The 23,458-nt window shown below is 32.4% G+C and carries 22 protein-coding genes; 8 read left to right on the top strand and 14 right to left on the bottom strand.

The genetic code is table 11. From position 1 onward, the window contains the following. Window positions 1–294: 294 nt before the first annotated feature. The 4 genes from K4897_RS03785 to K4897_RS03800 all read left to right on the top strand — a co-directional run bounded on the left by K4897_RS03785 (window position 295) and on the right by K4897_RS03800 (window position 6,562). Window positions 295–2,487, top strand: a complete 2,193-nt coding sequence (locus K4897_RS03785) for a CDC48 family AAA ATPase (protein ID WP_250416772.1) — start codon at window positions 295–297, stop codon at window positions 2,485–2,487. A gap of 289 nt (window positions 2,488–2,776) precedes the next feature. After that, entirely contained in the window at window positions 2,777–3,610 is an 834-nt protein-coding gene (locus K4897_RS03790; protein WP_250416775.1) for a methanogenesis marker 8 protein, read from the top strand. Between the two features lie 21 nt (window positions 3,611–3,631). Continuing rightward, on the top strand, window positions 3,632–4,906 hold the full coding sequence (gene thiC / locus K4897_RS03795; RefSeq protein WP_250416777.1) for a phosphomethylpyrimidine synthase: 1,275 nt from the start codon (window positions 3,632–3,634) through the stop codon (window positions 4,904–4,906). Next, window positions 4,907–6,562 (top strand): ATP-dependent DNA ligase, encoded by a 1,656-nt coding sequence (locus tag K4897_RS03800; protein ID WP_250416779.1) that lies wholly within the window; start codon window positions 4,907–4,909, stop codon window positions 6,560–6,562. Here K4897_RS03800 and K4897_RS03805 read toward each other — a convergent pair. Next, window positions 6,556–7,194 carry a queuosine precursor transporter gene (locus K4897_RS03805; RefSeq protein ID WP_019266469.1) on the bottom strand — a complete coding sequence of 213 codons (639 nt, stop codon included), beginning with the start codon at window positions 7,192–7,194 and terminating at the stop codon, window positions 6,556–6,558. The two genes, K4897_RS03800 and K4897_RS03805, sit on opposite strands and share 7 nt — an antisense overlap. A gap of 102 nt (window positions 7,195–7,296) precedes the next feature. Here K4897_RS03805 and K4897_RS03810 point away from each other — a divergent pair, with 102 nt between their 5' ends. The 3 genes from K4897_RS03810 to glmM (K4897_RS03820) are packed head-to-tail and all read left to right on the top strand — an operon-like array spanning window position 7,297 to window position 10,197. Continuing rightward, window positions 7,297–7,692 carry an exodeoxyribonuclease VII large subunit gene (locus K4897_RS03810; RefSeq protein ID WP_250416781.1) on the top strand — a complete coding sequence of 132 codons (396 nt, stop codon included), beginning with the start codon at window positions 7,297–7,299 and terminating at the stop codon, window positions 7,690–7,692. Window positions 7,693–7,744: 52 nt separating this feature from the next. Next, complete coding sequence (locus K4897_RS03815) at window positions 7,745–8,773, top strand: acyltransferase (RefSeq protein ID WP_250416783.1); 1,029 nt, start codon at window positions 7,745–7,747, stop codon at window positions 8,771–8,773. Window positions 8,774–8,817: 44 nt separating this feature from the next. Further along, entirely contained in the window at window positions 8,818–10,197 is a 1,380-nt protein-coding gene (glmM, locus tag K4897_RS03820; protein WP_019264545.1) for a phosphoglucosamine mutase, read from the top strand. A 17-nt stretch (window positions 10,198–10,214) separates the two neighbouring features. On the opposite strand, the gene K4897_RS03825 is transcribed toward glmM (K4897_RS03820), so the two are convergent. The 12 genes from K4897_RS03825 to K4897_RS03880 form a co-directional block, all read right to left on the bottom strand. Next, entirely contained in the window at window positions 10,215–11,078 is an 864-nt protein-coding gene (locus K4897_RS03825) for a DUF116 domain-containing protein (RefSeq protein ID WP_250416786.1), read from the bottom strand. Continuing rightward, window positions 11,071–11,694: a TetR/AcrR family transcriptional regulator gene (locus tag K4897_RS03830; protein WP_250416788.1), complete on the bottom strand. Its 624-nt coding sequence runs from the start codon at window positions 11,692–11,694 to the stop codon at window positions 11,071–11,073. Before K4897_RS03830 ends, K4897_RS03825 begins: the two co-directional genes overlap by 8 nt. Window positions 11,695–11,787: 93 nt before the next feature. Beyond that, a complete protein-coding gene (locus tag K4897_RS03835; protein WP_250416791.1) occupies window positions 11,788–13,314 on the bottom strand; it encodes a DUF2142 domain-containing protein in 1,527 nt (508 codons plus the stop codon). 1 nt (window position 13,315) lies between these two features. Continuing rightward, entirely contained in the window at window positions 13,316–14,452 is a 1,137-nt protein-coding gene (locus K4897_RS03840) for a tetratricopeptide repeat protein (protein WP_019266475.1), read from the bottom strand. 23 nt (window positions 14,453–14,475) lie between these two features. Further along, window positions 14,476–15,180 carry an anaerobic ribonucleoside-triphosphate reductase activating protein gene (locus tag K4897_RS03845; protein ID WP_019266476.1) on the bottom strand — a complete coding sequence of 235 codons (705 nt, stop codon included), beginning with the start codon at window positions 15,178–15,180 and terminating at the stop codon, window positions 14,476–14,478. Next, window positions 15,180–16,280: a histidinol-phosphate transaminase gene (gene hisC / locus K4897_RS03850; RefSeq protein ID WP_250416793.1), complete on the bottom strand. Its 1,101-nt coding sequence runs from the start codon at window positions 16,278–16,280 to the stop codon at window positions 15,180–15,182. The genes K4897_RS03845 and hisC overlap by 1 nt, the downstream gene beginning before the upstream one ends. A gap of 9 nt (window positions 16,281–16,289) precedes the next feature. Beyond that, entirely contained in the window at window positions 16,290–16,766 is a 477-nt protein-coding gene (locus K4897_RS03855) for a gamma carbonic anhydrase family protein (RefSeq protein WP_019264553.1), read from the bottom strand. A gap of 15 nt (window positions 16,767–16,781) precedes the next feature. Then, window positions 16,782–18,068, bottom strand: a complete 1,287-nt coding sequence (glmU, locus tag K4897_RS03860; RefSeq protein ID WP_019266478.1) for a bifunctional sugar-1-phosphate nucleotidylyltransferase/acetyltransferase — start codon at window positions 18,066–18,068, stop codon at window positions 16,782–16,784. 124 nt (window positions 18,069–18,192) lie between these two features. Beyond that, window positions 18,193–19,566, bottom strand: a complete 1,374-nt coding sequence (gene glmM, locus K4897_RS03865; RefSeq protein WP_250416795.1) for a phosphoglucosamine mutase — start codon at window positions 19,564–19,566, stop codon at window positions 18,193–18,195. After that, the gene (locus tag K4897_RS03870) at window positions 19,544–20,782 is read right to left on the bottom strand and encodes a 2,3-bisphosphoglycerate-independent phosphoglycerate mutase (RefSeq protein WP_250416797.1); all 1,239 of its coding nucleotides are present in this window, start codon (window positions 20,780–20,782) and stop codon (window positions 19,544–19,546) included. The genes glmM (K4897_RS03865) and K4897_RS03870 overlap by 23 nt, the downstream gene beginning before the upstream one ends. 59 nt (window positions 20,783–20,841) lie before the next feature. Continuing rightward, window positions 20,842–21,030, bottom strand: coding sequence for a hypothetical protein (locus K4897_RS03875; RefSeq protein WP_250416800.1), 189 nt, complete (start codon window positions 21,028–21,030; stop codon window positions 20,842–20,844). Window positions 21,031–21,066: 36 nt separating this feature from the next. Continuing rightward, complete coding sequence (locus K4897_RS03880; RefSeq protein WP_019264558.1) at window positions 21,067–21,765, bottom strand: TIGR00297 family protein; 699 nt, start codon at window positions 21,763–21,765, stop codon at window positions 21,067–21,069. Window positions 21,766–21,916: 151 nt separating this feature from the next. On the opposite strand from K4897_RS03880, the gene K4897_RS03885 reads away from it, so the two are divergent. Further along, window positions 21,917–22,492: a LemA family protein gene (locus K4897_RS03885; RefSeq protein ID WP_019266481.1), complete on the top strand. Its 576-nt coding sequence runs from the start codon at window positions 21,917–21,919 to the stop codon at window positions 22,490–22,492. A 69-nt stretch (window positions 22,493–22,561) separates the two neighbouring features. Here K4897_RS03885 and K4897_RS03890 read toward each other — a convergent pair whose 3' ends face one another. Then, on the bottom strand, window positions 22,562–23,143 hold the full coding sequence (locus tag K4897_RS03890; protein WP_019264560.1) for a 30S ribosomal protein S3ae: 582 nt from the start codon (window positions 23,141–23,143) through the stop codon (window positions 22,562–22,564). Window positions 23,144–23,458: the final 315 nt, after the last annotated feature.

Consider the following 23,458-nt stretch of genomic DNA (forward strand, 5'->3'; position numbering starts at 1 on the left):
TTGTTAATTTTAAAAATAAAATTTTAAAAAAAATATATTAAACTATTGAAAATAAATTACTTCTTTTTTAAATAAATCAAATACAATAATCAATTTTATGTTTTACACTTGAACCGAAAGCTTTATATAGTAATACATATCAATATATAATTGTTTCTAAGAAAAGAAACATAAAATAAGCAAAAAGAAAATTATTATATTATTTTTATTATTTAGTGAATTTAAAGGAATTTATCCTAAGCATGTAGTTTTTTAAAGCTATATAATGCGCCATTTAAAAAAGGAGATGATAATATGGCACAAAATGAAATTACTTTAAAAGTAGCTGAAGCTCTTTCACAAAGAGATATTGGTCAAGGAATCGCAAGATTAGACCCGAAAACTATGAATGATCTCGGAATTAATGAAAGAGACCTTATTGAAATTACTGGTGATAAAAAAACAGCAGCAATTGCCCTACCTTCACAGACAGACATTGGTCTTGGAGTAATAAGAATTGATGGATTAGTTCGTAAAAACTCAGGAGCAACCATCGGCGGGGAAGTAACTATTAAAAAAGCACAAGCTATTGAAGCTAAAAAAGTTGTTCTTGCACCAACTGAAAATAACATTCGTGTACAAGGAGATGTACGTGGATTATTCCAAGGAAAAGCAATGGTTCAAGGAGATATCATAGGATCTCAAATCAGAACCCGGCCAGCAAGTATGGGAATGGGCTTTGACAGCATATTTAACGATTTAATGGATTTCTCACCAATGAAAGAAATTAAATTTGCTGTAGTATCTACCAAACCTGCAGGAATCGTTGTAGTTGGACCAAATACAGAAGTAGAATTACATGAAAGTCCAGTAGATGTATCCAACATCGAAGGTGTAACTAATTTAGTTGATGTAAGCTATGAAGATATCGGTGGTCTTAAAGAAGAAGTTAAAAAAGTCAGAGAAATGATTGAAATTCCTCTTAAAAGACCAGAACTCTTTGATAAATTAGGAATTGCACCTCCAAAAGGAGTATTGATGCACGGACCACCAGGTACAGGAAAAACATTACTGGCTAAAGCTGTAGCTAGTGAAAGTGATGCTCATTTCATTGCAATAAATGGGCCTGAAATCATGAGCAAATATGTCGGCGGATCTGAAGAAAACTTAAGGGAATACTTTGAAGAAGCAGAAGAAAACGCTCCATCAATCATATTCATTGATGAATTAGATGCTATTGCTCCAAAAAGAGAAGATACTCAAGGTGAAACTGAAAGAAGAACAGTAGCTCAACTTTTAACCTTAATGGACGGTCTTAAATCCAGAGGCCAAGTTGTTGTTATCGGTGCAACTAACAGGCCAGATTCTCTTGATCAAGCATTAAGAAGACCTGGAAGATTCGACCGTGAAATTGAAATTGGTGTTCCTGATGCTGAAGAAAGGGAAGAAATCCTTGAAATTCATACCAGGAATATGCCTCTTGCAGAGGATGTAGACTTACATAAAATAGCCGGTACAACTCACGGATTCGTAGGAGCAGACTTGGAATCATTATGTAAAGAAGCAGCAATGAGAGTAGTCAGAAGAATCATTCCCGAAATCAAAAACGATGAAGAGATTCCAGAAGAAGTTCTTAAAAAAATTGTTGTTACAAGCGATGACTTCAAATCAGCTTTAAAAGAAATTCAACCTTCTGCATTAAGGGAAGTTCTTGTACAAGTTCCTGATGTTAAATGGGATGACGTAGGTGGACTTGATGATGTCAAACAAGAGTTAAAAGAAGCTGTTGAATGGCCATTAAAACATCCTGAAAAATTCGAAAAATTCGGTGTAAGACCACCAAAAGGAACCCTGCTTTACGGAGTTCCAGGTACAGGAAAAACATTACTTGCAAAAGCAGTAGCTAGTGAAAGTGAAGCCAATTTCATCTCAGTTAAAGGTCCTGAACTGCTATCAAAATGGGTGGGAGAATCTGAACAAGGTGTAAGAGAAGTATTTAGAAAAGCAAAACAAACTGCACCTACTGTAATATTCTTCGATGAAATCGATTCAATTGCAAGTACCCGTAGTGCAAATGACAGTGACAGTGGAGTAACTAAAAGAGTAGTAAACCAATTATTAACTGAAATGGACGGTTTAGAAGAACTTGAAGACGTTGCAATCATTGCGGCAACCAACAGACCGGACATATTGGATGCGGGTTTAATGAGACCAGGAAGATTTGACAGACATATCAAAGTTGATTTACCAAATGAAGAAGCCAGATTATCTATCTTCAAAGTACATACTGAAGGTATGCCATTAGCTGATGATGTAAGTCTTGAAAAATTAGCTAAACAAACTGACGGATATGTCGGAGCAGATATTGAAGCAGTATGCCGTGAAGCAGCAATGTTAACTTTAAGAAATGACCTTGATGCTGAAAATGTACCTAACAAATACTTCAAAGAAGCTCTTGAAAAAGTCAAACCGTCTAACAATCCTGGAGACCAGGTTCAATACATTTAGATAAGGAAGATTAAATTTCTTCCTTATTTTTTATAGAATATTATCTCTTTTTAGCTATATTAAAGTTGAGTTATTTATTGAAATAAACAACCCAATTTAACCCATTTACCATCAGATGCAGATATTTTCAATCTTCAGCACTTTGTCGATAGTTCAAGCCCAATTTTAATCTATATCTGCTGTTATAAAAGAAAAAATACAATAAAAGTTTTACCCAAATCTTCCCCCTTTTTTTAAAAATCATAATAAATAGTAAATTTTAACCTATTGATTAACTAATATAAAAATCATGAGTGAACATATTGTTGAAGCAATCGGATTAAGTAAGGTAACAATCAAGGACGGAAAGGTAATTGATGTTAGCGAACCTAAACTGAATTACTGTCCATTATTTCATCACCACAGAGGAATGGAAAAAATAACTAAGAAAGCTATTTGGGACAATATGCAATTTAGAATCGATGATTTTGGAATGTGCACACCAGACAGACAGCTTAGAATGAAAGATTTCCTTTCTTTTGGTATTTCTGAAATTTTATCTACATTAATTGAAGAAAATGCAATAGACTGTGCAGTAATGGTTTGTGAAGGTTGCGGAACATTAATAGTAACTGAAAGTGAATTAGTTCAAGGTATTGGAGGGAGAGTCTCAGGACTTGTTAAAACCAGCCCGATTCCAGAATTATTTGACCAATTAGGTGCAGAAAATATTTTAGAACCTGAAACTGCTAAAATTGATCAGACTGAAGGAATCAAATTAGCTATTGAACATGGTTATAAAAACATAGCTGTAACAATAACATTAGCTCAGGACTGTCTTAAAATCCAAGAACTTAAAAAAGCACATCCCGATGTGAATATTTACATATTTGTAGTACATACAAGCAACAGAACTAAAAAAGAAGCCAGAATTCTTTTTGATGCATGTGATGTTGCAACTGCCTGTGCATCCAAATACATTAGAGAAATCGGAGAAGCTGAAAGTTTAAAAACTGTCGGCCAATCAATTCCAATTTATTCCAAAACTGAAAATGGTAAAAAATTCTTAGAAATGAGATTAGAAAAAATTGGTGGAGAAAAACCTAAAAAAGAAAATCCCGACATACCTGATCCATTATTATAAACTAAATTATGAGGGGAAACATTGACACAAAAAAGTGAAGCTCAAAAAGGCAATATTACTCCTGAAATGGAGGCTGTTGCTCTTGATGAAAATATACCAGTTAATAAACTAGCTAAATTAATTGCTGATGGAAAAGTTGTAATTCCTAAAAATATCAACGGTCATTCAAAAGCCTGCGGAATTGGTGATGGCCTTAAAACTAAAATCAATGCAAACATCGGTTCATCAAGTAAAATTGATGATATTGAATTGGAAATAAACAAAGCTAAATTAGCTCAGGAATATGGTGCAGATGCATTAATGGATTTATCTACCGGATCTGATTTGACAACATTCAGGAAAAAAATAATGGATGCAGTAGACATAACTATTGGAACAGTGCCTATTTACGAAGCAGGAGTAATTACACTTAATAAAAACAAAGAAATCATTGACATGGATCCTGATGACCTTTTTAAAGCTATTGAAAATCAGGCTAAAGAAGGAGTGGATTTCATGACCCTTCACTGCGGAATTACCAAAGATTTAGTTGAAAAATTAGAAAAAGCTAAAAGGATGATGGGAATTGTAAGCAGAGGAGGAACTTTCCTTGCATCATGGATTAAACATAATGGTCAGGAAAACCCGTTATATGAAAATTACGATTATCTTCTTGAGCTGTCCTATGAATACGACATTACATTGTCATTAGGTGACGGATTAAGACCTGGATGCTTAAGTGATGCCAGTGACATTCCACAAATTCAGGAGCTTGTTAATTTAGGAGGTCTTGTTAAAAGGGCTCAGGATGCAAATGTTCAGGTAATGGTTGAAGGTCCCGGACATATGCCTTTAAACCAGATTAAAGCAAATATGGAAATACAAAAAACCATCTGCTATGGAGCTCCATTTTATGTTTTAGGCCCTCTTGTAACTGATTTGGCACCAGGTTATGACCATATTACAGGAGCTATCGGAGGAGCAATAGCTGCAAGTAGCGGAGCTAACTTCTTATGTTATGTAACTCCTGCAGAACACTTATCCTTACCTTCTCTTGAAGATGTTAAAGAAGGAGTAATTGCATCTAAAATAGCTGCTGAAGCTGCTGATGTTGCTAAAAGACTTGAATCTGCATGGGAAAGAGAACGTGAAATGGGAAAAGCACGTAAAGAATTTGATTGGGAAAAACAGTTTGAACTTGCATTTGACCATTCCAAACCTCGCAGTTACAGAAACAAATGTGAACTTGACGATGAAGAAATGTGTGCAATGTGCGGAGAATATTGTGCAGTAAAAATAGCTAAAGGCGACTTTTAAATGAAATATCAAGAACTGGTAGATGTATATTCTGCTCTGGAAAATACAACTAAAAGACTGGAAAAAACAGAGATTATATCTGATTTTTTATTAAAATTAGACAGTACTACTCTTGAACAGGTAGGTTTACTAATATTAGGCAGTGTATTTCCTGCCTGGAGTGATAAAGAAATAGGAATCGGAAATAAATTGGTTATGCAGGCTGTCGGTGAAGCTGTAGGAGTTACACCGGACAAAGTTGAAGATGCAGTTCGCGATCATGGTGACATTGGACTTGCATGTATTAGTTTATATGCTAAAAAATCACAAACTACATTTTTTTCCCAGCCTTTAACAATAGATTTTGTATTTAAAAGCTTAAGAAAGCTTTCTGAAAAAAGCGGGGCCAGATCAACAAAACGTAAAATCGACATAATTTTAGAAATGCTGTCTCAGGCTTCAGCCAGTGAAGCAAAATATTTAACACGAACTATTCTTGAAGAACTTAGAATTGGTGTTGGAGAAGGTGTTGTAAGAGATGCAATAGCCCAGGCATTCAATATTGACAAATCAGTTGTTGAGAGAGCTATGATGCTTACAAATGATTTAGGTTTAATAGCTGTTGTTGCAAAAGAAAAAGGAGAAGCCGGACTTAAAGAGTTAAACTTAACTCCGGGAACTCCTGTAAAACCTATGCTTGCACAGCTTGCACCGCCAATTCCTGAAATCATCAGTGAAATGGGCGTTGCTATCTGTGAAACCAAATATGACGGAATCCGTCTTCAGGTACACAGACACGACAATGAAATAAAAATATTCACAAGAAGACTTGAAAACATTACTCATGCACTGCCTGAAATTGTAGATTTGTTTAATGAATACCTTCCTCATGAGGACTATATTGTAGAAGGTGAAGTAATAGCTACAAGAGACGGGAAACCTCTATCTTTCCAGAATATCCTTCATAGGGTCAGAAGAAAACACAATATCGATGAAGCTATGGAACAGGTCCCTCTAAAAGTTTTCCTGTTTGATTTATTATATTATATAGTTCCAATGATAGATGAACCTCTGCTTAAAAGAAGAAAAAAACTTGAAGAAATTGTCAACACCACACCTGATGAAATCAATTTAAGCAATATGGTTTATGGAACTCCAGATACTGTTAAAGAAGTGGAAAATCTATTTGAATTATCCCTGGCTCAACATCATGAAGGAATAATGATTAAAGATGCTGGAGAACCTTATATTCCAGGACTTCGTGGTAAAAAAATGCTTAAATATAAAGCAGAACCTGAAACATTAGATATGGTTGTTGTTGGGGGAACCTACGGTATCGGTAAAAGAGGAGATTTTGTCGGATCATATTTAGTGTCTCTACGTGATGAAGACAACAATTTAAAAACAGTTGCTTATGTAGCTACAGGTCTTGATGATGCTACCTTAGAATACCTTACTAAAAAAATGAAAGAATATGAACTATCTACAAAAGGCAGAGAAATCGTTGTAGAACCTAAAATCGTATTGGAAGTGGCATTTAGTGAAATTGTTAAAAGTCCTGAATATGAAACCGGATACTCCCTGCGTTTCCCTGTTGTTAAAAATATTAGAAAAGACAAAGGAATAAATGATATTGATACAGTTGAAAGGCTGCTTTCAATGTATGAAACTCAATAATCCTTCAAATCTTTTACATTATGTATTACATGCCTTGTTAAAGGATATACAACAACTTCATAAGCTGTTTTGAATAATGCCTGTGCCACAATCATAGTTAAAAGTGCAGATACAGGCATTGTTCCTAAAAATCCTATTGTAATAAATATAAGTGCATCCATTCCCTCACCAGCAAATGTAGATGAAATGCATCTGAAAAACAATTTATTTTCATATTTTCCTTTTAAGTAAACCATCAGTTTTGCATTTATCAGTGAACCAATCAGATAAGCTGCAAAACTAGCTACCAATAATCTTAAAGTACTTCCCAGAACTGTATGGAAAGCACCATCACCTGTAAAATATGCCGGAGCAGGTAAAAACATAGTTACATTATAACAGATTACAGCTATTAAATTCATGAAAAATCCCAAATAAATAGCTCTTCTGGCCTTTTTAAAACCATAACATTCAGCAAGCACATCATTAACTATGTAAATTAATGGAAAAATTATAACTCCACATGGTAAAGTTATCCAAAAAAATTCAAATGTTTTACTTGCAATTATGTTGGAAATGATTAATCCTGCACAGAATATTCCAACAAGAATTGCATATAAATCTGTTTTTGTCAAATCAGTGTTTTTAAACATACATATTAAAATTATACTTTGATGTAAAAAAAGATTTTGCAAAACAATATTTTAAAATAAAAACCTATCAGCTATTTTTAAAATAAAAACCAAGATGAATTCATGGAAATTACAGACGATAAATTACTGAAAATAGCTCTGATAACTTCATTAATAGGTTTAATCGGTTTAATCATATTTACTCCATCAATTGAAGTTAAAAAAGTAGAAATTCAGGATATAAACAGAGGGATGATTGATGAGGAAGTTAGCATTGAAGGTGTTGTCAGTGATGTTAAATCCTCAGCAAGTAAAAGCAGCTATTTTTTAACTGTCAATGACGGAACCGGCCAGATGTCTTTAATAATCTTTGAAAGCCAATTAGCCCAGCTGGAAGACAATGGAATAGACATTGAAAGTTATAAAGGTAAAAAGGTTAATGTTGTCGGAACAGTTACCCAGTACAATTCCCAGCTTGAGCTTATTTTATCAAGTGGAGATGATATAAAAATGGTTTGACACAAGTTTTTAATATTATTTGAAACTAAAATTATAGATAACTGGTGAAACTATGAATCAGCAAAGAATTAAATATTTAGACGATTTAAGAGTTATTGGAATATTTGCTATTATTTTAGTTCACATTGCTTCTTTATGGGTAACATCTACAATTGTCGGTGTTGACTGGCAAAAACTTGCATCAACAATTGGAAATATTGGTGTTCCTATCTTTTTAATGATTAGCGGAGCTCTTCTACTAAATAAAAACTACCCGACAGTATCAGGATTTTATAAAAAGAGATTTCCCAGAATCACCATCCCATTTATATTCTGGATTATTATTTATGGAATTTACTCACTGCACACCACGGGAATCAGTAATTTAAGCTATGACATAGCCAACACATTTCTAAATAATTTGGGATGGTATTTTTATTTGATTGTTGGGGTTTATCTTGCAATACCATTTATCAATGAGTTTATAAGAAATAGAGGATTGAATGAAGTCAGATACTTTATAATGATATTTATTTTAGCTTCAGTATTCTATACTGCCTGCAGATTCTTTAATATCACTTCATATTTAGATTTAAGATTCTTTATTGGAGGATTGTCCTATGTTATTGTAGGTTATTATTTGGCTAATGTAAAAATAAAATCCCCTAAAAAAGTTATGGCAGGAACTGTTTTACTGTTTCTGATTTCACTGTTTGTAAGTTACCAGATGCCTGAAATTGGAGTTTATGAATTTAACAATCCCTATTTATATTTAAATTCATATTTGGATTTCTCAATTTTCCGCTTGGGATTAGGCGCATCAGTATTTTTATTTGTAAGGTGTCTTTTCTTAAATACTGCTACAACAACAGGAAAATTAACATTATCAATAAGTAAAGCCAGTTATGGAATGTATTTAAGTCATATAACCCTGTTTTTATTTATCAGAAATCATTTAAGTATATTTACAGCAGGAGCAAATGGATTTGGAATAGTTATAAGATTAGTGCTAATGACCATTGGAGTATTTTTAATAACATGGATTGTAACTGTAATTTTAAGTAAAATACCTTATTTAAAAGAATTTTCAGGATATCATTAACTTTTTATTTATTAAAAATAAAAATAAATGTAATATAAAAAATTATGAGGCAATTAATAATGTCAGATAAAAAAAGATTATTCGGGACTTTTGGAGTTAGAAGAGTAGCTAATGAAGTTTTAACTCCTGAATTTGCATCCAGACTTGCAGCATGTTACGGATCAGTAGTTCAAGGAACTGTAGCTGTTGGTGGAGATACAAGAACAAGCAGTCCCATGTTAATGGAAGCTGTAAAAGCTGGACTTTTATCTTCCGGTTGTGATGTTGTAGATTTAGGAATCCTACCTACTCCTGGAGTCCAATATGGTGTTCGCAAGTATTATGATGGCGGAGTTATGATTACTGCTTCACATAATCCTCCTAAATATAATGGAATCAAATTTTTAGATGAATTAGGTATTGGAATTCCTGATGATATGGAATTAGAAATTGAAAAATTATATTTTGATGAAGAACCAAAAAGAGCTCACTGGAGTGAAATTGGTCAATTATACCACAATGACAAAATTATTGACGAATACATTGATGAAGCAATCAGCAAAGTAGATGTTGAAGCTATTAAAAAAGCCAATTTAAAAGTTGTTGTTGACTGCGGTTCCGGAGCCGGATCATACACTGCTCCTTATTTAATTAGGAAATTAGGCTGTGATGTAACTACTCTAAACTGTCAGGCTGACGGATTTTTCCCGGGTCGTGACCCAGAACCAATTGAAGAAAATTTACAGGAGCTAATTAATGTTGTAAAACAGTTAAATGCAGATATTGGACTTGCTCATGACGGAGATGCAGACAGAACCATCTGTATTGATGAAAAAGGAAACTTCGTACTTGGAGATAAAACATTTTCACTTGTTGAAAAACAGATGCTTAAAGAAAATAACGGCGGTACAATAGTTACAACTGTTGCAACCTCACAGGCTATTTATGATATTGCTGAAGAGTACAATGGTGAAGTAATAGCTACTGCTGTTGGAGATTTGCTTGTAGCCCGTAAATTAAAAGATGAAGATGGATTATTTGGTGGAGAAGAAAACGGTGGATTAATCTTCCCTGATTTTGTTTACGGAAGAGATGCAGTTATGACTGTAGCTAAAATACTTGAAACAATAGCTAAAGAGAAAAAGCCATTATCCAAATTAGTTGAAGAACTTCCTGTTTACTATGCAACAAAAACAAAAATTGAATGCAGTGATGATTTAAAAGAAGAAGTTATGGAAAACATAGCTAATGAAATAAAAACCACTACTGATTTCGACTTAGACACTACTGACGGTGTTAAAATCCTAAAAGATGATGGATGGGTAATTATCAGACCGTCAGGTACTGAACCAATCTTCAGATGTTTTGCTGAATCTGACTCTCAGGAAAAAGCAGATGCAATGACTGACTGGGGATTAAGTTTAATTAAAAAATACAAAGATTAAGAAGTATTAATTTACTTCTAAAATATTTTTTTTAACTCTTTTTTATTGATTGATGATGGAACATCCTCATTAAGCCAATGTCTGCTGCATGCTACTTTATCAAGCAGTACACATTGCGGAGGCATTCCAAGTGCTGCTGCTTTCCATCCTCCTGAAATTAAATTTAAAGGACATGCAACTCCAACAATAGCCAGCTCTTTTTTATCAGTATCTGTTGCATTTTGAAATGCCGAGGATTTATGGGAAACCAGATATACTTCACAGTCATACTCTTCAGTTATTTTAGCTATTTCACATTCCGAATTACATTCCTGACAGACTTCTCCAAGTTTTTTTTCAATAGCATGACAGCTTTTCTGATTTATTTTCATACATATTGGCAGGACTATTGCTTTTCTTTTTCTTGATTCATAATCTGGTCTGAAAATTCTCCCCATTATTTCAGAGCAAAGCATGTTTAAATAGTATAATTCTTTTGAACTATTGAAAAATATTTTCTCTTGTTTTGATTTAGGCTTATCCTTATACTTTTCCAAATAATAATTTAAATTAAATGTATATGGTGCCAAGTATTTTGAAGCATTTTTACAAAACCAATCTCCCAAAATAAGATATGGGGAAAAATCAGTATTTTCCCATTTTCTTAAATAAGGGAGCTGATCATTAAAATCCCCAATATATTCCAAATAATCAATTATCTGTGCTAAAGAAGAAAATTTATCACAGCATAACTTCCAGTAAACACTTACAATTAATCCCTCAAGAATTTTTTCATCATCATCAAAGCAGCTGTGAGCAAATTCCAGAAATTCATCAGCTAATTTTTTTACATCATCATAATACATGTCATTAACTTCATATGGTGAATCCGGACTAATCATCTTTATCAGCCCTTACACTATCCAGAAGGAATTTATGATACTCTTCAACTTCATCAAACATGATTTCAATTTCTGCTTCTGGAAATTCCTCATGCTTCAGAAATATTTCCCATAATTTAAACATGGAAAATCCGAAATACATTTCCGCCAATTTATTCGGACTGCAGTCGCTTCCTATTACATTTTTTTGGATTAATATTTCAAAAACATCACTCCAGAAGGCAACAGACCCTCCAAGTATTTCATTTAGGAAAAATTCTTTAATTTCATCTATCTGATACATCTGAACAAAAATCAGCTTCAGAATTTTTAAAATCTTTTCTTCGAAAATCTGCTGTTTAAACATTTCCGATCCCTGATGATAGAACTCTTCAGGGTTTTTTTCAAGTAATTTTCTGACATTTTCATCATCTAAGGGATTTCCCTGAAAATATTCTTCAAAATATTTTAAAATTGACATTAAAATCTCTTTTTTACTTGAATAATGATTATAAATTGAGCTTTCTTTAATCCCTACTTCTGAAGCTATTGTTCTAATAGATACTGAATCATATCCTTTTTTAGAAAATAAATCTAATGCTACATCAAATATTTTATCTTTTGTCTGTATTTTCATAAATATCCCAAACTAACAGTCGTTAGTTATACTATTGTTTTAATAGTATATAAAACTAACACTTGTTAGTTAAATAATTAAAAAAAAATACGGCTAATAACAGCCACAAACAAGACACAAAACAGTAGCTGCTATAAAGCCTAAAACTAAAACTACAATATAATTATCAATTTTTTCAGTATCCAAACCTAAATTATCATTAAAATTAAATATAAACGGCAGTAAAATAAACAGAGGTAAAAAATACCTTGCCTGAATACCTTCAGTATAAATACTTCCTACAGGAGTCCATGTCAGCAGCTGGATTACAAATGTGCCAATATAAACCAAAACAGCAACAGCCAGAGCACCAATTCTGAAATTTCTGGAAAATTTCTCTTTTAAAGGATATAAAAAAATCAGAGCTCCTAAAAACAGCTGATAAATCGGAGATATAAAATCTGAATTATGCATATGTCCTTCATGAGGATATGAAAACGTAAATAAAGAGCTGAAAATATAACCTAAATTATTTAAAGCAAAATTAATAGCTATTACAAATTGTGAAGGATGGGAAATCAGATACTGTACCTGAGAAGCAGCATTAATATTGTGCTGAGCCATATAATCCATTCTGTAGGAATGCAATATTGCAGGAGTTGCATAATATTTTGACCACAATAAAGCTACAACAGCTAAAACAGCAACTGCCAAAATGCCAAATAAATACTGTTTGTTTCTTTCAAAGTTATCTCTGGGAATAAGCAGAACTAAAAATATAAATGCAAAATAAGTAACTTTACATAAACCTAAAAGCAGACAGAGCAGCGTGTAAACAGCAATTTGTTTAGGAGTTACTTTTTCACTACTTTTAATCAGTGAAAACAGATAGGCAACAGCTACTAAAGCCAAACCAAAAATAGTTGCATCAATACTTACTGAAGATATTTGATAAATAGCTAATGGAACAGCTGCCATTACAAAAAACAAATGTTTTCCAATCGGTGTTTTTTTAACTGCATAAGCTGCAAGAGCTGCATATAATAAAACATTGAAAGCCCTGGCTAACCACAGCATCCAAATCTGATTTAAAGATAAAATTTCAGCAAGTAAAATTCCCAGTCCCTGTGCCAAATAACCGAAAAACGGATTTTGCTGAAATGCAGAGTGATAATGAGTAGATGTGTAATTAATAGGCTGCGTATCAACATTTGTATCAAAAACTGTTGCAGGCCTGTTATCAATTAAAACCAAAACACTTTGAATTGAATTAAAACTGTTATTCTGATAATTCGGGAAAAAATCTCCCTGAGAAGTTAAAAATGCTCTTTCAAAATGCTCTTCCTCATCACATGCATCAAAAAGAGGCATCAAAGAGGAACATATTAATCCAAAACATAAAATAGCTATAAAAACTACTTTAAACAGATTCTTTTTACTGTTTAAACTATAATAATTAATTAAAAAGATTCCCAAAATAGCTACAACTGCAAAAACAAGAATTTCCAATTTAGGAGCAGCATAATTTTTTAAACTCATCATTGAGAAAAATGCAGCCACTATAAAAATCAAATAAAAGAAAATATATTTTTTATTTAAAATACTTTCATTGTAAAACAATTCTAATTTATCCTTAAACATACTACAAATTCTCCAAACATTCTTCTTTTAGGAAAAATGCATCTTCATTATCTGGAGATTTAAGTAAAACTTTATTAAAGCTTTCTACAGCTTCTTCAAATTTTCCCAGCTCCATTAAAACTACTCCTTTATTTAATAAAAAATCAATATTGTTTTTTTCTAAAGAAATAGCTGTGTTGAAACATTCTAGAGCTTCATCTAATTTACCTAAATCAATATAAGCATTACCCATACGATTTATAGAACCTGCATCCAATTCAGAATCATCAAAACATACTTCCAATGCCCTATCAAAAGATTTAATAGCTTCTTCTAATTTACCCATATCAGACAATAAATTTCCTCTTGAGTTCCATACTTCCGGATTTTCACTATCTATTAAAATCAAATGGTCATAAACATCCAAAGCTTCATCAAACTTACCTAAAACTTCTAAAATAAATCCTCTCCAATATAAAACAATTGAACTGTTCGGATTTATAGCCAGTGCAATATCACTAACCTTCAGCGCATCGTCTAATTTTCCGGAGTTAAGTAAAGCTATTGCCTTATTGTTCAGTATATACTCATTATGAGGTTCAATTTTTAAAGCTTTATCATAACACAGTATTGCCTGATCAAAGTGTCCTAGCCTTGACAGGTTGTCTCCCTGCTTATTTAACAGATAAACATCTTCAGGATCAATTCTCAAAGCAGCATCATAACACATTGTAGACTTGTCAAATTTACCGCTGTCAAAAAGAATATCTGCTCTTTGTGTTATCATAGCTTTTTCATCGATTTTATCCCCTTTCCAATCATTTACATCTAATTTTTCAAAGTAAATAATTTGAAACATTTCAGAATCTTCAATTTTGCCAGCATACATCTTTTTGAAATCTTTAACCATTTCAGCAGCACTTTCAAATCCTTCTTTTTTAGCTAATTCATCATTATTTTTCAAATCAGAAAAAGGAATTGTTTGCACATCTGCTACTTTAGCTTCAAAAATTTTCTTTTTTTCTTTAGAAACTAAATTCCAGTAACAATAAAGCCTGTCGCCTTTTTTAAGAGGAGTTTTCCAAAGCTTACGTATTGTCATTGTCTTTTTTCCAGTGATTATATCAATGTCCTGACTTGAAAATGATAAGATTGGCATTTTTCTCCCCCCCCCAAATAAATTTATATTATTTCTTCACCGAATTCTGCAGATTTTACTTTTACAACACCATCAAAATAAGGTTTTACAGATTCTGCAAGTTTTCTTAAATCATGAGGATTTGGCACTTCCACCTCCTCCAATGCAGGATCCAAAACATTTCTGTTTCTAAATTGCTGAATAGTGTAAACTTCAGCTTCAATATCCATTACCAAATTATAGATATCTTTTTTAGTATGTAGGGTTGGGACATAAGTTGTTCTGGCTTCCAGATGAACACCATATTTGTTTATAAGATTCATTGATTTGTGAACCTGAGAACCTATATTGGATCCTGTAATTTTTCTGTATTTCTCAAAAGGAGCTTTAACATCCAAAGAAATGAAATCCAAAATATTTAGTTTTAAAATCTCTTCAAGCTTATCCGGATAAATTCCGCTGGTATCCAATTTGGTTTTAAGGCCTATTTTATGGACATAATCCAATATTTCAATGACTGCATCACTTTGAACTAGAGGTTCCCCTCCAGATATTACAACTGCATCAATAAAATCGCTGGCATCATCTATTTCTTTTTTAATTTCTTCAAAACTTTGCTGAGTGCTATCATCTAAAAGTTCAACATTATGACAATAACGGCAAGCAAGAGGGCATTTTGACATGAAAATGACAAAAGACATATTCCCATGAAATTCAACAGAAGAAATTACAGTTCCCCCTACATACATTATGACAATACCTCTTTTACAATTTCAATGAATTTTTTATCTTCTTCCAAAGTACAGATACTTATTCTAATCCAATATTCATCCAGTCCTTTAAATGAAGTACAGTCTCTTACAATGACACCTTTTTTCATAAGCTCCACTGCAAATTCAGATGCTGTAAATCCTGTGTCTTTTATGCCGATCAGCATAAAATTAGATTTTGAAGGGAAAACATTTAATGAATCAATTTTTGACAGTTCATTATAAAGATATTCCCTACTTTCAATTCCTTTTTCAATAGATGTTTCAATGTAGTCCTTATCTCTTAAAGTATTAAGAGCAGCTACATAAGACAATCTTGTTAGAGAAAATACTGGTTTGATTCTGTGCATATATTCAATAATCTCGCTACAGGCCAAACCATAACCCGTTCTCATTCCAGCTAATCCCATTACTTTAGACATTGTTCTGATAATGAAAATATTGTCAAATTCATTGATTAAATCCTTGTTAGTAACTTCAGCATACTCAAAGTAAGCTTCATCTACGACAATTAAAACATCAGGATTTTTAGATGCAATGTCTTTAATATCCTTTTTATCAATTAAAGTACCGGTAGGATTATTTGGAGTGCATAAGAAAATCATTTTTGTTTTGTCAGTTATAGAATTTAAAACTGAATCAATATCCAATTTATTTTCATTCATATTCCATTCGGCATAAACTGGACGAGCACCATATTGCTGCAATAAATATTCATAATACATATATGAAGGCAGAGGTACAATAAACTCATCTCCTTCATTAATAAATGTTTTAGCTAAAACATCAATGATTTCATCAGCACCATCACCGCCAATAATAATCTGGGATTGTTTAACCCCCGAGTAATTAGCTAATTCCTGTTGAAGCTCATTTAAAACTGATTCCGGATATCTGTTTATATTTTTACATTCATTTTCAATAGCTTCAATAGCTTTAGTAGATGGGCCAAATGGATTTTCATTAGATCCTAATTTAATTATTTCATCTTTATTTAAGTTAAATTCGCTAGCTATCTCATCCTGAGATTTACCTGGAACATAAGAATCCATTTCACTAACTATTGCCCTTGGTTTCATTTTTTAACCTTATTTATATTGTTTTGAAAGTTTTTTGTAATTATCTGCGTTTTCCTGAATATGTTCAATTTGTTCAGGAGAAACTTCTTTTATTAGTTTGCCCGGAACTCCTAAGATTAGGCTGCCTTCAGGGAATTCTTTACCTTCACTTACAACAGCTCCGGCACCTACAATAGAATTTTTACCTATATGTGCACCATTTAACACAGTTGCATTCATTCCGATTAATACATTGTCTTCTAAAGTACAGCCATGAACAACAGCACCATGACCTATAGATACATTATCTCCAATTGTTATTGGAAAATCTTCAGTACAATGTAACACACAGTTATCCTGTACATTGGAGTTGTTACCTATTTTAATAGAATCTACATCACCTCTAACAACAGCACCATGCCAAATTGATACATCTTCACCTAATTCAACATCACCGAGTACTTGTGCACCAGGACATATTACAACAGAGTCTTTTTTATTTTCCATAATATCACCATTTAGTTAATTTTTTTTCTTTTTCTTTTGAACAATGTGAGTTTGCTTTTCCAATACTCTTGTATCAGAAGGCAAATCCTCATATAATAAAACACCAGATCCTATAGTAGAGTTATGACCTACTTTTACACCTGGAGAAAAACTTGAATTAATACCTGTTTTTACAGAATCGCCAATAATAGCTCCTAACTTACGTCTTCCACTGTCTATTTTTTGATTTTTGATTTTGGTTTTAATAGTTGCATTATCAAAACGCAAATTAGCTATATTTGTTCCTGCTGCTATATTACAGTTAGAACCAATAACAGAGTCACCTACATAACTTAAATGACTGACATTGGTATTTTCCATAATAATTGAGTTTTTAATCTCAACAGCATTTCCAACATGAACATTGTCACCAAAGTAAGTGTTTCCACGAATATAAGAGTTAGGACCTATATCACAGTTTTTACCAATGTACACATTTCCTTCAATGTACACACCGGCTTTAATAACACTTCCCTCATCTAAAAATACTTCACCATGAATAAATGCACCATCTTCAATTGTTCCTTTAATTTCTGTTTTAAGTTTGCCGATTAAATCTTCATTTACTTCAATTAATTCCCATGGCCTGCCAACATCAATCCAATCTTTAGAAGTTTTATGGCCGATAACTGTTTTATTATCTTTAATTTGCAAAGATACTGAATCAGTAATTTCATATTCACCCCTTTCAGAGATTTCTGTTTTACGAATTTTGTCAAAAATATCTTTATTGAATATGTAAATTCCAGCATTAACCAGATTACTTGGTGCCTCTTCACGTTTTGGTTTTTCTACAATGCTTTTAATATTTCCGTTTTCAATTTCAACAACACCAAATGCTGAAGGATCTTCCACTTCAGTTAAAAGCATTAAAGTATCAGGTGTTAAATAATTATACTTCTTAATTATTTCATGAATAATTTCATCATCAAGTATAATATCTCCATTTAAAACTATAATACTATCATCAATAAAATCTTCACCATATGAAATAGCATTAGCTGTTCCTAAAAAGTCTTTTTGAGTTTTATAGGAAATATTAACACCAAAATCACTTCCGTCTCCAAAGTAATTTCTAACCATTTCCTCTTTATAACGTACAATAAGTAAAATATCAGTTATACCATTGTCTCTTAAAGACTCAATATTATACTGAATAATTGGTTTTCCAGCTACCGGCAACATTGTTTTAGGTTTTGTAAGGGTCAGCGGCCTCATTCTAGAACCTTCGCCGGCACTTAAAATTATAGCTTTCAATTTCATTACCCCATAAGTTATTACTTTAAACTATTATAATATGTTAAGTTTATACTTATTAATTAATTTTTTTAATTGAAAAAAGAAGGCTGAAAAAAACATGCAGTATAATAGCTGCATGAAAAAGAAATTAAATATTTTCTTTTATGATTTTAACACAGGTTTCTTTAATTGCCTGAGCTTTTGTGCTGTCTTTAGACTCTAAAGTTATTCTGATATAATCTTCAGTTCCTGAAGGCCTTACTAAAACCCAGCTGTCATCATTGAAAGTTAATCTAACACCATCAATGGAATTAATTTCTTTAATATCATCAAAACTGTCTTTCAATAAATCTTCCATGTTTTCCATAACTGCTGTTTTAGCTTCTTTAGAACAGGTTATTTTTTCACGGATATTGGGATAAGAAGGAATCTCTAAGAGCAATTCAGACAATTTACCTTTGTTTGATACAAGTTCAGCCATTCTCAAACCTGAAAGAATACCGTCAGGACACATACAGAAATCAGGATGCAGCCATGTTCCTGAAGGTTCTCCTCCAAATGCAGCATCTTTTTCTATTATAACTTCAGCTACATTTACATCTCCGACTTTAGTTCTTAAAACATTACCTTTTACAGATTCATCCATACATAAACCTGCATCTACAGTAGTAACTATATCTCCATCAAATTCTTTAGACATCAATGCAAGTAAAGAGTCAAATGGTGAAATATTTCCGTTTTCATCAATTGTAATCATTCTGTCTGCATCCCCATCATGAGCAATTCCCAAATCTGCTCCGATAGCTACTACAGTTTTCATTAAATTTTGCAGGTTTTCTGCATTTGGTTCTGGATTTCTTCCTGGGAAAAATCCGTCAGGCTGAGAATTGAGAGCTGTTACCTCACATCCGGCTTTTCTAAATACCAAAGGAGATATTTCGCTTCCAGCACCTGAAGCACAATCAATAACAACTTTTAATCCTGGTTTAATATTTACCATACTTACTAAATCATCAATGTATTTTCCTTTAATTTCTTCATTAACTTTTAAGCTACCAACTTTATCCCAGCTTACTGAAGTGTAGGATTTATTTGAATAGATTTCTTCAATTTCAGCTTCCTGAACTGATGTATATGCCATTCCGTTAGAATTCCATATTTTAATCCCATTGTACTGTGAAGGATTATGTGATGCAGTTAACATTATTCCGGCATCTGCTCCTAATTTATCAGTAGCATAACCTACTAAAGGAGTCGGAACCATACCTATTTTAATTACATCTACTCCGCTTTCAAGCAAACCTGCACAGATAGCCTGGTCAAGCATTACATTGGTAGTTCTTGTATCATAACCTAAAACTACAGTTCCTTCATTACCTAAATAGTAAGCTAAAGATTTACCGACATTTAATGCAAGTTCACAGGTAACTTCAGAATTTATTTTCCCCCGGATTCCTGAAGTTCCAAACAGTTTTTTAACAGCCATTAAATCAACTCTTTTAAGCTCCAAATTTATGAGCATAGTTCATTAAATCCATCATGATATTCATAACATCAGATCCCCTAATTCTGCAAAGCCCTCCTTTTGCAACAGCTACTTCAGAGTATTCACAAACATCATCTACTCTTACTTCAGGGCCTGTGATAATAACAGGTACTGGATCACCTGAATGGTTTAAAACAGAAATTGGAGTTGAATGATCAGCAGTTAAGAAAATATAAACATCTTCAAGTTTTTTAAGTTCGCTCATAACAACTCTGTCAACTTTTTCAATGAAGTCACGTTTTTCAATAGCCTGTCCGTCATGACCTGCTTCATCTGCTCCGTCAATGTTTATCAGGAAAAAGTCATGGTCTGAATTTTTAACCTGATCAAGGATAGTGTCTCTGATATTTTCCAAATTGGTGTCAATTCCACCAGTAACCTCATCCATCTCAACAATATCCATACCTGCAAATCTGCCTATTCCCATAATAAGGCCAGTTTCAGCAATACATGCAGAATTAACTTCATATTTGTCATTTAGAGCTTCTACAACCGGAACTTCTCCTGCACCACGAGGAATAATAATATTTGCTGGAGGTTCATTGTTTTCTATTCTTTCCAAATTAACCGGATGGTCTTTAATCATTTCATAAGATTTAGCTACTAATTTATTTAAGATATCTGCAGTTTTTTTAGCTTCTTCAGAATCATCTAAAGCTATAACCTCTTTAGGTTTGTTTCCTTCCACTTTAGGATCAGCATCACTTACTTTATCTGAAAGACCTTCACCTCTCAATACTAAAACTGCTCTGTGGCCAGTTGATTCTTTAAAAATAATTTTAATGTCAGGATAATCTTCCAGAACCATTGTATTTAACACTTCAACGATTTCATGAGTTCCCTCTCTGATTCTTCCTGCACGCCTGTCAGTAACTATACCATTTTCGTCAGCTGTTGAGAAATTACATCTGAATGCAATATCTCCAGGAATAACATCCACTCCAACACCAGCTGCTTCAAAAGGACCTCTTCCGGTGTATACTTCATATGGGTCATAACCTAAAATAGATAAATGAGCAGTATCACTACCAGGTATAATTCCCGGAGCTATTGAATCCATAATTCCAGTTATACCATTTTTAGCCATTTCATCCATATTTGGAGTGTTAGCTGCTTGGAGAGGGGTTTGATTATCAAATTCTTTAAGTGGACGGTCCCCCATACCATCCATAACTAAAACTATTCCCTTCATAATGTCACCTTAATATAATACTTTTAAATATATTTTTCAATAGTTATAAAATTATTAGTCTAGAAACCTATTAAAGGTTTAATCATAACTTTAATTAAATTTGCAACAGAAAACAGTACAAGTATCTTAACCCAGGTACGTTTATCCTTAAAAATCTCATCGCCATACCTGCGTTTATAATACACTGCAATAATTACTGCAATAAGTGTTGAAACACCAATATCAAAATTAAACTCTGCCATGGACATGATTTACTATCTGTTTTAACTTATTAAAATAATTAATTAAACAAGTAAAATACCAATTAAAGCTCCGGTAATAGTAGCTATAAGATTTACATGTTCATTTGTAAGTAAATCTTTTCTCTCAAAGACTGCTCCAAGGATACTGTCCATAAAACAGCCTAATGTTCCCGGAATAACTGCTAAAATAACACCTAAAACAGGATCATGAATAATTCCAAGCAAATAAGCACAAATACCAATAACAGCTGCACCAACCATACCTGCAACAGTTCCTAAAACAGATACTGCCCCATCAGTTCCCGGTTCGACCTTTTTAAAAGTAGTAATTAATCTAGGCTGGTGCAATACTCCTATTTCACTAGCTAAAGTATCTGCTGTTGCAGTAGCTATTGCTCCAATAAATCCTCCGACAAATGATAAATAGTAACCGCCAAATGCTGCCATCATAACTGCTACAATACCATTTGAAATAACATTTTTAGTAGTCCTTCTACCTTCAAATTCTCCTAAAGATTTTTTATATGATTTTGAGAATTTTGTAGCTACCAAACTTAAAATAAGGAATATCAAAATTAATAATAACCAGTTAAATCCCGCTGAAAAAATAATGATAATACCCATAACAATCATAACAACTGATCCAAGAGCATCTAAGGATTTTCTTTTGTATGTTAAGAACCCTAATAAAAATAGAATTAAAACATAACCCCAATTAATCATTATTAACTTTTCAACCATATTATCAACATAATAGTATTTCTAAAGAATAATATAAAAATCTACCTAATTTTAACCATATAATTAATATAATATATTAACCATAATTTATCTTATGAGAACATTATATAAGATAATTATTGTACTGGCTATCTTATTTGTAAGTATTGAAATGGGACATATTATCCCTGGAAGTTCCGTTTATGTTTTAATTATATTAATAATCCTTGCAGGAATCATCAGCTACACCATTTCAATTTACAATGACTTAGTGACTAAAAGAAACCAGGTAAAAAGTTCCTGGAGTAAAATTGATGTTCAGTTAAAAAGAAGAACTGATTTAATTCCGAATTTAGTGGAAATTGTTAAAGGTTATGCCCAACACGAAAAAGAGACATTCAGTCAGGTAAGTCAGGCTAGAGCTTCATTAATGAATGCAAGAAATATTGATGATATACAGAAATCCAATTCTCAGCTATCCAGAAGTCTTGTTAATTTATTCGCAATAGCTGAAAGGTATCCTGAACTAAAAGCCAATACAAACTTTTTAAATTTGCAGGGACAGATACAGGAAAGTGAAGATAAAATAGCTATTTATAGAGAAAGATTCAATAATTTTGTTTTAGTCTACAATAACAGCTGTGAACAGTTTCCAGGCAATTTAGTTGCACAGATGTTCGGATTTAAAACTGCGAACTTTATTGAAATTTCTGAAGATGAAAAAGCTGTACCGAAAGTGCAGTTCTGATTTTTATTTTTTTATAATGAAATATAACAATGTGATATACTGAAATGAAAAAAAAATAAGTGAAAGTATTTAGTTTAATACTTTACTTTTGATAATTTCCACTCTTTTGAGAGGGTAGATTTTTTTAGCATTGTGATAAACTTCAGATGCTAATTTACCGTTTACAACAAGTTTTATTAATTCATCGAAAGATTTTTCTGCTGCAGTTTCAGCCAATAAATCATTAATAACTTGTCTCATGTATTTTTGTTGGGAAGATTTAGCCCTTCTGGTAGTTACTGCAAGTACATGAAGTTTAACTTTACGGTCATCTTTAGTTTTAACAATAGAAGAAGCATCGATTCTACTGGTTCCTCTTCTAATCATACTTCTTACATAATCAGTAGTAGTTTTGTGACCAGTGAATTTGGTGTTTGCAACATCTCCTGCTACATTGTCAATTTCAAATCTGAGTTTGATGTATTGTTTGGAAAAGTCACCGGATAATTCCCTCATAGTAACTTCTACTCCCCTACCAATAAGGTAATCAGGATCTCTTGCTGGAGTTTCTCCAATTTCTTTGTCTTCAAAGTTTACTGGTGTTTTAATAGTATACCAGGATTTTTCTTTCCATGTATCACGTACTCTACGTCTTGTTTTTGCTTTTGCCATTATATCAACCTTTTATAGTTTTTCCGTAAATTTCTATTATCATTAAAAATATAGCTATCGCTATAGTAAATTTAAAAATAGTCCACTAAATACTGTATTTGTTAAATTAAACACAACACAGAATATAAAATAAGATTATAATTGATTATAGTTTTATAATCCATTAATCGACTACTGTGAGTTCTACTCACTTATTTTAAAGAATAATTCATTATAAAGTTTTAAATTATTAAAACCCGCCCTTAAAGGTTACTATTACTTTTTTTCTTCATGATATATAAAGCTTGTTAAAGGATTAAATAATTTATTCCATAT

The sequence above is a fragment of the Methanobrevibacter sp. TLL-48-HuF1 genome (genome assembly GCF_023617305.1).
GTDB classification, from domain to species: domain Archaea; phylum Methanobacteriota; class Methanobacteria; order Methanobacteriales; family Methanobacteriaceae; genus Methanocatella; species Methanocatella intestini.